Below are 14276 nucleotides of genomic sequence, written 5' to 3'. Positions count from 1 at the left end.
CGGATCAATATGGAAAATAACATTCTTATCGGAACTCGCGTTGACTGTTTGTATAGAGTGTCCACCGACAAGCAAGTGGACTATGACGATAAAAGCCAAGCCGACATCCCCATGCAGCGCAGAGAGTGCCACCGCTTCTGTGAAAAGATGGGCTGGACGATTGTTCACGAAGAACAGGAGGACGGCGTATCCGGCCACAAGGTACGGGCCGAAAACCGCGACAAACTCCAAATCATCAAAGAACGGGCCAAGCAGGGCAAGTTCGATATTCTGCTGGTGTTCATGTTTGACCGCATCGGGCGTATCGCTGACGAAACGCCCTTTGTGGTGGAATGGTTTGTCAAGAACGGCATCCGGGTATGGAGTACCCAAGAGGGTGAGCAGCGTTTTGATACCCACACCGACAAACTCACCAACTATATCCGCTTCTGGCAAGCTGACGGTGAAAGCGAAAAGACTTCTATCCGCACAAAAACCGCCCTCGGCCAGCTTGTCGAGGACGGCGGTTTCAAAGGCGGGCTTGCTCCCTACGGCTACGATCTCGTAAAAAGTGGCCGCTTCAACAAGCGAAAGCATGAGGTTTATGAGCTGGTTGTCAACGAGGCCGAGGCCGCTGTGGTGCGGATTATCTTTGACAAGTATGTGCATGAGGGCTACGGAGCCCAGCGGATCGCCACCTATCTGAATAAGCTCGGGTATCGGGCAAGGTCGGGTAAGATGTGGCACCACGCCAGCATCCGGGGTATCATCTGCAACCTCACCTATACCGGCGTACTCCGCAGCGGCGATAGCCGATCCCAAGTGCTGCTGCACTTGCAGATTATCCCGCCGGAACTCTTTGAGGCCGCACAGCATATCCGCACTTCCCGTGCCAATTCTGCCGAACAGGAGCGCCGTGTTCCTCTCAACACCCGAGGCCAGTCCCTGCTGGCCGGGAATGTGTTTTGTGGTCATTGTGGCTCCCGGCTCTCACTCACCACAAACGGCAAGGCTTATCCCTGCAAGGACGATCCAAACCGCATTGTAAAGCGTGTACGGTATATCTGCTACGGCAAAACCCGCAAGCAAACGGAATGTGACGGTCAGACCGGGTACACGGCACATACCCTTGACGGCATCATTGATAAGGTGGTGCGACAGATCTTTGAGCGTATGAAAGCTGTCCCCAAAAGTGAGATCGTCAATATCCGATACAAAGAAAAGATGGAGGAACGGAAAGCGCTGCTCCGCAGCATCCGGGCCGAACATACAAAAGTATCTGCCGAGCTGAATATGCTGAAGGCCGAGGTCATTAAATCCCTGCGCGGCGAAAGTGCTTTTTCGCAGGACTTGCTCGGCTCTCTGATTTCTGACTGTGAGACAAAATGTCTCGAAGTTCAGCAGCAGCTTGAGGCGGCGCAACTGGCCTATGACGAAGGACAGGCTGTGCTGGAACACTTGAACGCCCAATACGATGACATTATCTCTTGGGCTGATATGTACGACACCGCCAGCATGGAGGCAAAGAAAATGATCGTCAACTGCCTTATCAAGCGGGTGGAGGTCTACCGGGACTACAAGTTGCATATCGACTTTAACATTGACTTTGAGCAGTTCAGCATGGGCATGGACATCGTTGCCATCGCTGCATAAAGCAAAAACCCCACTTCCGAAGAAGTGAGGTTTTCGTTCACAATCTCTTGGTGATGGTGGAGATAAGCGGGATCGAACCGCTGACCTCTTGAATGCCATTCAAGCGCTCTCCCAGCTGAGCTATACCCCCAGATAAGAGAGATTGTGATGTTTAATTTTTATGTTCCCTGTACGGGGGTTGTTTACCGCTTCAACCGGGCTCCCAGCTGAGCTAATGCCCCATAGTTTGCTCGAAATGGAATCGCTCGAAACAGCTTTTTTATATTAGCACACTTTTATTTTCAATGCAAGAGGTTTTGGCAAAAAAATTGTAAAAATAGAGTCTGCCCCACCCTCTGGTAAAGTAAATGATTCCGAATGAATCTGAAAAGAGAAAACCACTCACAAGATCCGCCTACTAAAGGCTGGGAAGCCCGGGGTAAGGTTCCGCTATGTAAACCACTTGTATAATAGGAACCAATGTCCATTCGGATGGAAGCCGGCGATTGTCCCGCTAAATCATCGCGATGAGAAGAAAATCCATAAGAGCATCCGATGGAATAAAAGATCGGCGTGATTCTCTGGCTATTTCAGGCTAGGGGCAAAAACTAGCGGATTGAAAATCAAGTAGAAATCTGATAAAATTGTATCAATATCAATCTATTTTACTGCAAAAGAGGAGTAATATATTATGCTAGGTGCCGATTTTGGCATTATTGTAGGGATTATTATTTGTGTAATGTTTTCAGCGTTCTTTTCTGCTTCTGAGACAGCCTTTACAACGTTAAACCGAATTCGTCTAAAAACTGAGTCCGAGGCAGGCGACTCTCGGGCCGCACTTGTACTTTCCATCGCAGAGAACTATGATAAAATGCTGTCCACAATCTTAATCGGGAACAATATTGTGAATATCGCCAGTGCTTCTCTGGCGACGATTGTATTTACCCATGTGCTGGGTGATGCCGGGGTGTCTGTGTCCACGGCGGTTATGACGGTCATCGTGCTGATTTTTGGGGAAATCTCTCCCAAAAACCTGGCCAAAGAGCATCCGGAGGCGTTTGCACGGTTCAGCGCCCCATTTTTAAGACTCTTGATTACCATCTTGACCCCGATTAATTTTATTTTTTCCCAGTGGAAGAAGCTGCTCAACAAGATCTTTAAGAAGAAGTCGGACAATCGAATGACCCAGGAGGAACTGAAAACCATTGTGGATGAAGCACAAAGCGAAGGTGGCATTGACGAGGAAAAGGGCGAGCTGATCCGCTCAGCGATCGAATTTGACGACCTGACGGCTGACGATATTTTGACGCCTCGTGTGGATATTGTTGGCATCGACGAGGAATGCCCTTTTCAGGAAATCTCGGATATTTTTCTCAAGAATACATACTCTCGCTTGCCCGTTTATTCCGATTCCATTGACAACATCATAGGAATCGTTCACGAAAAGGACTATTTCAGCGCTCAGAAAAGTGGCATCAGCGATATCAAACAGGTGATGAAGAAGGTCCTTTACATCAGCCGGACCGTAAAGATTTCCGACCTGTTGCGGACCCTGCAAAAGACAAAATCCCACATGGCGATCGTCGTCGATGAATTCGGCGGGACAGAGGGGCTTGTCACGATGGAGGATATCATCGAGGAGCTCGTGGGCGACATTTGGGATGAACACGACGTGGTGATCGACTACTTTAATCAAATCGACGACCATACTTATGTAATCAATTGCAGCGCGGACCTGCATGACCTATTTGAAGAATTTGATCTAGGAGACTCGGATGAATTTGAGTCTGCTTCCGTCGGCGGATGGGCTATGGAACTGCTCGGAAAAATCCCGTCGGTGGGGGACACTTTCGATTTTAAGGGATGGCATATTACCGTCACGAAGGCGACTTCTCACCATGCAACACAGTTGACAATGGTTTCACCAGAAGAGGGGGCAAGGGACGAATAATCTTTGGGAAAATTGGCACTTTTATCTTTTGGGATTTGTGCTATACTGAATAAAAGTTTTATCAATAAACTTGTGCGCGGCTTCGCTTGGATAAGGGGTGAGTGTATGCAAGCGATCAACCTTTCCATTATTCTGCCTGTTCGGAATGTAGAGCAGGAGATTTCTGGGATCTTGCGTTCTGTGGTGAGGCAGACAAACGGGATCGAGGCAGAATTTATTTTGGTGGATATGGGGTCCGAAGATGGGACGCCTTTGGAGTGTGTGCAGCTCATCAAAAATGAGAAGTTACATGGCTTTGTGATCCAAAATGGCGACGGCGACGTTGCCGCAGCGCTCAATACCGGAATACAAAAAGCCAGCGGAACCTATGTTTCCTTTATTTTTGCCCGGCGGTTGTATATGGACTTCTTAAAAGGCTATCTGGAAACCGCGGAGCGCACAGACGCAGATTTTGTATTTGGCAGTTTCAGTGAAGAAGATGTCCGTTTAGCGGAACGCCGTTCGCTCAGTAAGGCGGTCCAGCAGCAGTCCGGCGTGCAATACATGAAGGAAGTCATCCGTGGAAATTTGCAGATCGACCTTTCGGCAGTGTTATTGAAACGCAGTTTCCTGCGCGAATGCGGGCTGCATTTTACCGAGGGATGCCGGTACGGGTACGCGCAGGAGTTTTTATACCGCTGCCTCCTGAATGCGCAGAATATCGTGCAATCTCCAACACTTTTAAAGCGGGATACGGTGTTTGAACTCAAGCGTGGAAAAGAGAAGCCAGTCGGCAAGGAAATTTTCCAGGCGGTGGAGGCAATTCAACGGGTGGAATTGCTGTTGCAAACCAGCTTTAAGCAGGAAACGGAACTACAGGCGCTGTTTTCGCAGGAGTTGCTTCCGCGGACCGTTATGAACAGTGTGGATGTCATGCTGCGGGAGGGCAGCGGATATAACGCGGTGCGTGGCGTTTTGCGGGTTTTGGGGTACGATTCATTGCTCAAAGCAGGCAGACGTACAGAGAAAAATCTAAAGCGGCGTATCCGCGTTTGGAATCTAATCCCTTGGATGTACCAGGCAAAATGAGATGGCTGTGTAAATTGGTATTACACAGCCATTTCTTGACAGAGAATACTATGTATTATATAATATAGTAGAATAGGAGGTATCTATATGGACATACAGCTGAAAAAGGGGCTTTTGGAGGTATGTGTCCTAGCGGTGGTGGAGTGGCAAGATTCATATGGATACCAAATTATGAAGGATTTATCCGCCTGTGTGGAGATCTCGGAATCGACGTTGTATCCCATCTTGCGCCGTTTGGAGGCGAGCGGATACCTGACAACATACTCTGTTGCACACAACGGCCGTCTTCGGAAATATTACCGGATAACCTCTTTGGGAAAACGGCGGCTTTCTGATTTTTGCGAAGAGTGGAAGGAATTGGAACGCATTCATGCGTTCATTTTACAGGCAGGATGCGAAAAGCACCAGTTGCCTGCGGGGGAACGTACGGACAAGGAGGGGAAGAACCCGTGAAAAAAGAGACCTATTTCCAAACGCTGTACAAGCGGCTTCGGAAACTTCCGGAGAATGACCGCCAGACAACCGTTGCGTTTTATCGGGAAATCGTAGAGGACCGGATGGAGAACGGGCTTTCAGAAGAAGCAGCAGTGGCAAGCCTGGGAGACGTCCACCAGCTTGCCCAGAAAATTCTGTTGGAAAATCCACAGCGGCGGTCCAGCACGAAACCGTTATGGATTGCCTTGGGCGTTACGATGGCTGTCCTAGTCGGAATGGGAGCCCTGGTTACCTGTGGCGTTTTGACCTATCGGGAACTCCGGACATCTTCGGTTGCCGAACCGATCGGCCCTATGGAGGATTCTATCCCATCTTCTCAGCTTCCAGAGGGAGCTGTACAAGGGGAGAAGGCTTCCACCCCTCCATCCGAAGAGGGCCAGACGGAGAAGCATATGGAAGAATACCGCACATCCGTCGAGGAAGTGGATGTAGTGGAGGTTGATGCAGAAAACAAACAGATTCTTTTTGAATCCTCAGAAGAGGAAGAACTGGTGATCCTCTACGAGACCGATGACACACAGTTTTATTCCATCAAGAACGAAGGCCGTTCTGTAACTTTGAAAAATGAAGACCACCGGCGTTCCGACCAAACAGAGGGGAGCTATCGCATTCATGTGCAGATTCCTTCGGCTTACATGGGAAGTTTGAAGGTGGAAACCGGAAACGGAAAGATCGTTGCAAAAAATTTGCAGCAACTTGCGGATGTCTCTTGTGTGACAGACAATGCCGCAATCGTTTTGGAAGAGTTTGCAGCTCAAAAACTATCGGTAGAAAGCAAGAACGGAGCGATTTCTTTGCACGACGTCCAGGCAGATCAATCGCTGGCACTCCATGCGACGAACGGCTTTATCGGATTAACCGGTTGCACCTCGCCAGAGATCGGGATTGCGACCCGAAACGGTGCGATCCATTTGACACAGGTTCAGGCGGCGCAGGCCATCCGGGTCGAAAGCTCTAATGGGGCAATTTCCCTGGATTCTCTGGAATCCCCGGACATTCAATTGCAAAACCAGATTGGAGCAATCACTGGAAGCATCCAAGGGAAAAAGGCGGATTATCGGATCGTCACAGAACAGAAATTGGGCGAAAACAACTTGACCGAGCAATCCGGCGGCACGAAACAGCTGCAAGTGAAAACCAATCTGGGACGCATCCACGTCACTTTTAACGAATGAAGAATACAAACGAAGCAGAAGCTGGCGGAAAGAAATGCTGGCTTCTGCTTTGTTTGTTTTTTACCGTAAAGACGTTGTTCGCTTCGGTTGTAAGAGAAGGCGCTGTTTACGCCTGCAAAGCGAATCCGCCGTCCTGTAAAGCGCGCTTCGCTCGCTTGTTTTATGTATGGTGGGATTTTGGGGCAGCGGAGGAAAGGGCGAGTCTTGGGAAGGGCGGGCGGCATTGAGCGAGAGATTCGGATAAGATGGAAAATTTGTGGGGCTTATCTTGTGAAAAATGCTGCAACCCTTGCGAGAATATGCACAATATGGTATAATGACTCGAAAACCATACAACATGGGGAGGGCTAACCTTTTGGCAGAATTTTCCCAAAAACAATATATGGAGGACGTGGCGCAGATCATGGCGGTTCGTGCGTGCGGGCCTCAACCCATGGCATTTGTACACACCTATGGATGCCAGCAGAATGTCGCGGACGGCGAAAAAATCAAAGGCCAGTTGGAAGAGATGGGGTTCGGTTTTACGGACGACGTAAACGAAGCGGACTTTATTCTGTTCAACACCTGTGCAATCCGCGAACATGCCGAGGACCGGGTGTTCGGCAATGTGGGTGCTTTAAAGAATGTCAAACGCCGCCATCCGTCCGTACTGATTGCGTTGTGCGGATGCATGATGGAGCAGGAACATGTGGCGGAGCGCATTCGCAAGAGCTTTCCTTATGTCAATTTGGTCTTTGGCACACATGTGATTCATAAATTTCCGGAGCTGATGTTCCGCATGTTGACGGACGGGCGCCGTGTGTTTGAGCGCGGCGACGACAGCGAGGATCAGCAGATTGTGGAGGGGCTTCCCATCCACCGCGATGGAAATGTGCGCGCGTGGTGTACGGTGATGTATGGCTGCGACAATTTCTGTTCCTACTGTATTGTTCCCTACGTGCGCGGCAGGGAGCGCAGCCGCTCTCCTCAGGCGATTTTGGAGGAATTCACCGGCTTGGTGCAGGCCGGGTATAAAGATATCACCCTGTTGGGGCAGAATGTGAATTCCTACGGCAAGCATCGGGAGGAAGGGGTCAATTTTTCAGCGTTGCTGCGCATGCTCGACGAGGTGGAAGGCGATTACCGCATCCGCTTCATGACCTCCCATCCCAAGGACGCAACCCATGAGCTGATCGATACCATCGCGCAGGGAAAGCACATCAGCCACCATCTGCACCTTCCGTTCCAATCCGGCAACAACCGTGTGCTGCGGGAGATGAACCGCGGCTATACGCGTGAAAAATATTTGGACCTGATCGCCTATGCGAAGGACAAAATTCCGGATCTTTCTCTAACCTCGGACATCATCGTCGGCTTCCCCGGGGAAACCTATGAAGAATTCCTCGACACGGTGGACCTCATTCGGCGGGTGGAGTTTACCTCCCTCTACACGTTTATCTATTCGCCGCGCGTGGGAACCCGTGCCGCAAAGATGAATGATCCCATCCCGGCGGAGGAGAAAACCAAGTGGTTCCAGGAGCTCTGTTCTGTGCAGGAACAGATTGCGGCGCGACGCTGTGCGGCGGCTGTGGGAACCGTCCAGCGGGTGCTGGTGGAAGAGCAGAATGAAAAGACCGGCCTGCTGACCGGCCGGACGGACGGCAACGTCGTGGTGGATTTTCCGGGCGATGCGTCTCGGATCGGAACGTTTGCCGATGTTCGTGTGACAGCCGCGCGCAATTGGATTTTGCGCGGGGAACTGGAAGAAGCAAACAATTAAAGCGCTTTGAAACCTTTTTTAAGGATTCTTGATATACCACCTATATTTGATAAGGAACAGGAGCGATGGATATGGATATTATTGAGTTGGCCAGAGAGATCGGCCGCGAGCTACAGAAGGACGAGCGTTATCTGAACATGCGCACCGTGAGCGCACAGTGCGATAAGGACGAAGAGCTGCAGGAGCTGATCGGGGAGTTTAACCTCAAGCGGATTGCCATCAGCAACGAGACCCAGAGCGACACGCGCGGCGAGGAAAAACTGCAGCGTCTGAACGGCGAGATGCGCCATATCTATGCACGCATCATGCAGAATGAGAACATGACGGCCTATAACCGCGCAAAGGAGGACTTTGACCGGCTGTTGCAGCGCATCAGCGCGATCATCAGCCAGAGCGCCGACGGCGAGGACCCGAACACGGCCGACTATGTGGAATCCTGCGGCGGGAATTGTTCCGCCTGCGGCGGTTGCGGCTGATCCCGCCAAGGACGAAGAACATTCGAATGGAACCGAGAGACGATCCTCCCGCCGGGCCTGTTCCGGCGGGGATTGTTTCTTTTTTGAAAGAGGAGAGGCATTGGCATGGCGAATTTATCCCCGATGATGCAGCAGTATTTTCAGATCAAGGAGCAGTATCCCGACACGCTTCTGTTTTTCCGCCTGGGCGACTTTTATGAAATGTTTTTTGACGATGCAAAACTCGCCTCGCGCGAGTTGGAATTGACCCTCACCGGGCGCGATTGTGGGCAGGAGGAGCGCGCGCCCATGTGTGGCGTGCCGTTCCACAGTGCGGAGACCTATATCGCCCGGCTGGTTGCGAAGGGGTACAAGGTGGCCATCTGTGAGCAGATGGAGGATCCTGCGCTCGCAAAGGGGCTTGTCAAGCGCGACATCGTCCGCGTCATCACCCCCGGCACCGTGCTGGAAAGCAGTATGCTGGATGAGACGCGCAACAATTTTATCTGTTCGCTCTGCGCGGAGGGAAAGCAAGCGGGAATCTGTTTTGCAGACATCTCCACGGGGGAGCTGCATGCCACCACCCTGGAAGGGGAGGATTTGGAGGAACGCTTGGTCAATGAGCTCTCGCGCTATTCACCGCGGGAGATTCTCATCAACCCGGACGCTTTGGAATACAAAACCCTGCCGCCCTTCATCAAGGAACGCCTTTCCGCCAGCTTGGAGCTTTTGGAGGCGGCGGAGTACGAGGCGGAGACGTGTGAACCGCTTGTTTTGGAGCAATTTCAAAAGGAGACGCTCGAGGCGTTGGGCCTGGAGCAAAGCCCGCTGGTGGTGCGGGCAATTGGCGCCCTGCTGTGCTATTTAAAGCGCACCCAGCGGACAGGACTGGAGCGTATGACGGAGGTCGAGCTCTACAGCGGCGCTCAGTTTATGCGGCTGGACCTGAATGCCCGCCGGAATTTGGAACTGCTCGAAACCATGCGGAACAAGGAAAAGCGCGGGTCCCTGCTCTGGGTGTTGGATAAGACCCGCACGGCCATGGGCAAGCGCCTGATCCGCGCGTGGATTGAGCAACCGCTTCTCAGCCCGGCGCAGATCAGCCGCCGCTTGAATGCGGTGGAGGAGCTCTCGGGGGATGCCATTTTGCGCGGCAGCCTCTCGGAGCAGCTCACCGGAATCTACGATTTGGAGCGCCTGATGTCGCGGATTGTGTACGGTTCCGCCAATGGGCGGGAGCTGCGGTCTTTGGCGGCGGCAGCAGCCAAGCTGCCGGGGTTGAAGGGCCTCTTGAAGGATGCGCAATCGACCATGCTTTCTGGCGTTTACCAGGACCTGGATACGCTCGACGATGTGTTGGAGCTGATCGACCGCGCCATTGTGGAGGACCCGCCGTTTACCATCCGGGAGGGCGGCATCATCAAACCCGGCTACAGCGCGGAGCTGGACGAGCTCAAGGGCGATATGAGCGATGGGAAGGGGATCATCGCGCAAATCGAGGCCAAGGAGCGCGAACGCACGGGGATTCCGAAACTGAAGGTCGGCTATAACCGCGTATTTGGTTATTATATCGAGATCACCAATGCCTACAAGGACCAGGCGCCCCCGGAGTACATACGCAAGCAGACCCTCACCAATTGCGAGCGCTACATCACGCCGGAGCTCAAGGAGCTGGAGGGGCGCATCCTTGGCGCGCACGACCGCTCCGTCCAGCTGGAACACCAGCTCTTTGACGAGGTTCGCAAGACCGTGGCCGCCCAGCTCAACCGGATTCAAAAGACAGCGCGTGCAGTGGCTCGCCTCGACGTCCTGCTTTCCTTTGCGCAGGTCTCCGTGGACAACGGCTATACCCGGCCGGTGGTCGACCTCAACGGGAAGATTTTGCTCAAGGAGAGCCGCCACCCGGTGGTGGAAACGCTTTTGGACGCGCCCTTTGTACCGAACGACGTGCTGCTGGACAAGGGGGAGAACCGGGTTGCGATCATCACCGGCCCCAATATGGCGGGCAAATCGACCTATATGCGCCAGATTGCCCTGATTGTCATCATGGCGCAGATCGGCTGCTTTGTCCCGGCCTCCTATGCGGAAATCGGCATTGTAGACAGCATTTTCACGCGCGTCGGCGCGTCGGACGACCTCGCTTCCGGGCAGTCCACCTTTATGGTGGAGATGACCGAGGTGGCGGAAATCATCAAAAACGCGACGGACAAAAGCCTGTTGATCCTGGACGAGATTGGCCGCGGAACCTCTACCTACGACGGCATGAGCATTGCGCGCGCCGTGCTGGAATATGCCGCAGACAAAAAGGCTCTTGGCGCAAAGACGCTCTTTGCCACCCATTACCACGAGTTGACCGAGCTGGAGTCGCTTATCGACGGCGTGAAAAACTATAATATCGCGGTCAAGAAGCGCGGCGACGACATCACCTTCCTACGGCGCATCGTGCGCGGCGGGGCGGACGACAGCTTTGGCATCGAAGTGGCGAAGCTGGCCGGCGTGCCGGACAAGGTGGTTTCACGCGCAAAACAGATTTTGGCCGAGTTGGAACAGGGACAGCAGGTTTCCATGCCGAAGGCGCGCGGCAGAAAACGCCAGGAGGAGCCGGAAGTGCAGTTGGCCCTGATCCCTCCAAACGAGACAGAGGTGATGGACCGTCTGCGGCAGCTGGACGTCAACACACTGACGCCCATTGAATGCATGAACACGCTATTTGAGCTTTGTAGGATTGCAAAGGAATAAAAATAGAGATCGATAAAGATAAAGGAGGTGCCGTATGGGAAAAATCAATGTGCTGGATAAACATGTGGCCGAGCTGATCGCCGCCGGCGAGGTGGTGGAGCGGCCGAGTTCCGTCATCAAGGAGCTTGTGGAAAATGCAGTGGACGCTGGCGCGACCGTCCTGACGGTGGAGATCAAAAATGGCGGCACGACCTTTATGCGCGTCACCGACAATGGCTGCGGGATTGCGCGGGAAGACGTCCCGGTCGCTTTCCTGCGGCACGCAACCAGCAAGGTGAAGGTACAGGACGATCTGGAAAACATCGCCACGCTTGGATTCCGCGGGGAGGCGCTGGCTTCCATTGCGGCGGTGGCGCATGTGGAACTGCTCACCCGCACGGCGGACGAGCTGGCGGGGACGCACTATGTGATCTTCGGCGGGGAAGAGGAGTGCTGTGAGGACGCGGGCTGCGCCCAGGGGACTACCTTCGTGGTGCGCGACCTCTTTTACAACACGCCCGCCCGCATGAAGTTCCTAAAGAAGGATGTGACGGAGGCCAACGCGGTTGCAGCGGTGATGGACCGGCTGGCGCTTTCCCATCCAGAGGTTTCCGTGCGCTTCATTCGGGACGGCAAGGAGACGCTCCACACGCCAGGGGATGGAAAATTGAAGTCCGCCATTTACGCGGTGTTTGGCAAGGAGTTTACCGCCGGGTTGATGCCGGTGGAATACGCCTACAACGGGGTGGAGGTGTCCGGCTTTGTCAGCAAGCCTGCAAATGCCCGTCCCAACCGCAGCATGCAGCACTTTTTCCTCAACGGCCGTTATGTAAAGAGCCGGACCGCGATGGTCGCCTTGGAGGAGGCCTTTAAGGGTTCCCTGATGGTGGGAAAGATGCCGGCGTGCGTGCTGCATCTCCGTATGGCCTATGGTTCCGTGGATGTCAATGTGCATCCAGCCAAAATTGAAGTGCGCTTTTCAAATGAACGCCCGATTTTTGATGCGGTCTATCACGGGGTGAAGACGGCTTTGAATCAATGGGACAGCCCCCATGTGATGAAGCTGGAGCGCCCCGCCCAGGCCCCTTTCCCAAAAACCCGCACGGTGGAGCAGCTTCCCCTGCGGACGGAGCAGCCGGTTCCGCAGAAGGCCGTGGAGACGGAACATGCGGTACAGGAACCAGATGCTACACCTAAGCCGGAGGCACCTTCTCTACCGATCAAGCCCGCCGAGCCGCTTCCGGGCCTTGCCGTGAATGACAGTGGCGCGCCTGCGGGATTGACCCGCACCTTTGGCGCGGATATGCGCTTTGCGGATGTCGCCGGGCCGGAGGATGAAGAATGGGCGGCGGTGGAGGCGCTTCCGCAGCCGGAGGCCGTAAAAGAAGAGCAGCCGGTCCCCACAGAACAAATTCCCGCAGAACAAACTCCCACGGAGACGCTACTGCCCAAGCAAGAGCGCCCACCGGCCCGTTTGGTCGGGGAGGCGTTTGGAACGTATATCATCCTGGAGCGCGGGGATGAACTGGTTTTGATCGACAAACATGCCGCGCACGAGCGGATGCTCTACGAGGAGTTAAAGGCAAACCGTGGGACGGCCGCCCATCAGATGCTGTTGGAACCGGTGACCGTTACATTGGAAAAGAACGAATATGCCGCTGTGCTGAATGCCCTGGATCTCTTTGAGCAAGCTGGTTTTGAATTGGAGGACTTCGGCGCCGGGACAGTTTTGGTGCGCAGCGCACCGCTGATTTTGGGCGGCGAGGACATAGCGGACGCGGTGATGGAGATGGCGGGGTATCTCGCCAGCAGCAAGAACGATCTCACGACCGAACGGCTGGATTGGCTCTATCACAATGTCGCATGCCGCGCAGCGGTCAAGGCTGGGGACGAGAGCCACCCGGAGGAATTGCTCGCCTTGGCAGACCGGTTGGAGCAGAACTCGCAGATCCGCTACTGCCCGCACGGACGGCCTGTTTCGATCCTTTTGAAAAAACGCGATTTGGAAAAGCAATTCGGCCGTGTTTGACAAATTCTTTGCCAGATGGAGTTATAATAGAAATGATCTCAAAAGCAACAAAAATGGAGGAACGCATTCCTGTGGCCGCAGTGGTCGGACCCACCGCCTCCGGCAAGAGCTGGCTGGCGGTAGAGCTCGCCCTTCGGTACGATGGGGAGGTGGTCTCAGCTGATTCCATGCAGATTTATACCGGCATGACGATCGGCACTGCCAAGCCTACGGTGGATGAGATGCGCGGTGTGCCGCATCATCTGATCGACTTTGTGGACCCTCACACGCCGTTCAGCGTGGCGGACTATGTGAAATTGGCGGCACAGTGCGTGGCGGATGTCCATGCGCGCGGACGGCTTCCCATCCTAGCGGGTGGGACGGGCCTCTATGTGCGCTCTTTTCTACAGAATCTGCAATTTACGAAGGAAGACCGCGACGACGCTCTGCGCGCGGCGCTCAAGAAACGCGCAGAAGAGGAGGGCGTCCAGGTTTTGATGGACGAGCTGCGGTGCATTGACCCGGAGTCGGCGGCGCGCCTTCATCCGAACAACCTGGGAAGGGTGATCCGCGCAATTGAGATCTATCGTACAACCGGCCAGACCATGACCCAGCAGATTGCGCACTCCCGCAGGGAGCCTTCTCCCTATAATGCCTGCGTGATCGGCCTGGATTTTCTCGACCGGGACAAGCTTTATGCCCGGATCAACCGCCGGGTAGACGAGATGTTGGATGCAGGCTTGGAGGAGGAAGCCCGCCAGTCGCTCGCCCAAAGTGCTTCTACAGCGCGGCAGGCGATCGGCTACAAAGAGTGGATTCCCTATTTTCAAGGGGCGTGCACCCGGGATGAGGTGGCCGAGAACATCAAGCGCGAGACCCGCCGCTATGCCAAACGGCAGCTGACCTGGTTCCGCCGGGACGAAGGCGTCCATTGGCTGCATGTAGACGATTATCCCGATGGTGCGGCTCTCGTATCGGCGGCACAGGTTATTTTGGATGAGTGGCGGGACAATGGCTGACCGCCGGCGCTGCAAAG

General features: G+C 54.0%; 10 protein-coding genes and 1 tRNA gene. 10 read left to right on the top strand and 1 reads right to left on the bottom strand.

Features of this window, described 5'->3' with window-relative positions:
• Positions 1 to 9: 9 nt before the first annotated feature.
• Positions 10 to 1632 (top strand): recombinase family protein, encoded by a 1623-nt coding sequence (locus B5F54_RS14075; RefSeq protein ID WP_015574134.1) that lies wholly within the window; start codon positions 10 to 12, stop codon positions 1630 to 1632.
• Positions 1633 to 1686: 54 nt separating this feature from the next.
• On the opposite strand, the gene B5F54_RS14070 is transcribed toward B5F54_RS14075, so the two are convergent.
• Positions 1687 to 1762: transfer RNA gene (locus tag B5F54_RS14070), tRNA-Ala, on the bottom strand.
• A gap of 540 nt (positions 1763 to 2302) precedes the next feature.
• Between B5F54_RS14070 and B5F54_RS14065 the strand changes: the two genes are divergently transcribed.
• The 9 genes from B5F54_RS14065 (at position 2303) to miaA (ending at position 14259) form a co-directional block, all read left to right on the top strand.
• Positions 2303 to 3562: an HlyC/CorC family transporter gene (locus B5F54_RS14065; RefSeq protein WP_087234887.1), complete on the top strand. Its 1260-nt coding sequence runs from the start codon at positions 2303 to 2305 to the stop codon at positions 3560 to 3562.
• 105 nt (positions 3563 to 3667) lie between these two features.
• Positions 3668 to 4630, top strand: coding sequence for a glycosyltransferase family 2 protein (locus B5F54_RS14060; RefSeq protein WP_087234886.1), 963 nt, complete (start codon positions 3668 to 3670; stop codon positions 4628 to 4630).
• A gap of 87 nt (positions 4631 to 4717) precedes the next feature.
• Complete coding sequence (locus tag B5F54_RS14055) at positions 4718 to 5083, top strand: PadR family transcriptional regulator (RefSeq protein ID WP_087234885.1); 366 nt, start codon at positions 4718 to 4720, stop codon at positions 5081 to 5083.
• Positions 5080 to 6300, top strand: coding sequence for a DUF4097 family beta strand repeat-containing protein (locus B5F54_RS14050; RefSeq protein WP_172749751.1), 1221 nt, complete (start codon positions 5080 to 5082; stop codon positions 6298 to 6300). The genes B5F54_RS14055 and B5F54_RS14050 overlap by 4 nt, the downstream gene beginning before the upstream one ends.
• Positions 6301 to 6655: 355 nt before the next feature.
• Positions 6656 to 8059: a tRNA (N6-isopentenyl adenosine(37)-C2)-methylthiotransferase MiaB gene (gene miaB, locus B5F54_RS14040; RefSeq protein ID WP_242969716.1), complete on the top strand. Its 1404-nt coding sequence runs from the start codon at positions 6656 to 6658 to the stop codon at positions 8057 to 8059.
• A gap of 71 nt (positions 8060 to 8130) precedes the next feature.
• Entirely contained in the window at positions 8131 to 8535 is a 405-nt protein-coding gene (locus B5F54_RS14035; protein ID WP_087234882.1) for a YlbF family regulator, read from the top strand.
• Positions 8536 to 8640: 105 nt separating this feature from the next.
• Positions 8641 to 11253, top strand: coding sequence for a DNA mismatch repair protein MutS (gene mutS / locus B5F54_RS14030; protein ID WP_087234881.1), 2613 nt, complete (start codon positions 8641 to 8643; stop codon positions 11251 to 11253).
• A gap of 34 nt (positions 11254 to 11287) precedes the next feature.
• Positions 11288 to 13261, top strand: a complete 1974-nt coding sequence (gene mutL / locus B5F54_RS14025) for a DNA mismatch repair endonuclease MutL (RefSeq protein ID WP_087234880.1) — start codon at positions 11288 to 11290, stop codon at positions 13259 to 13261.
• A 32-nt stretch (positions 13262 to 13293) separates the two neighbouring features.
• Entirely contained in the window at positions 13294 to 14259 is a 966-nt protein-coding gene (gene miaA, locus B5F54_RS14020) for a tRNA (adenosine(37)-N6)-dimethylallyltransferase MiaA (RefSeq protein WP_237966828.1), read from the top strand.
• Positions 14260 to 14276 lie beyond the last annotated feature (17 nt).

The sequence above is a fragment of the Anaeromassilibacillus sp. An250 genome (assembly GCF_002159845.1).
GTDB lineage: Bacteria > Bacillota > Clostridia > Oscillospirales > Acutalibacteraceae > Anaeromassilibacillus > Anaeromassilibacillus stercoravium.
The sequence above is the reverse complement of the archived record's forward strand: the minus strand, read 5'-3'. Positions and strand labels throughout refer to the sequence as shown.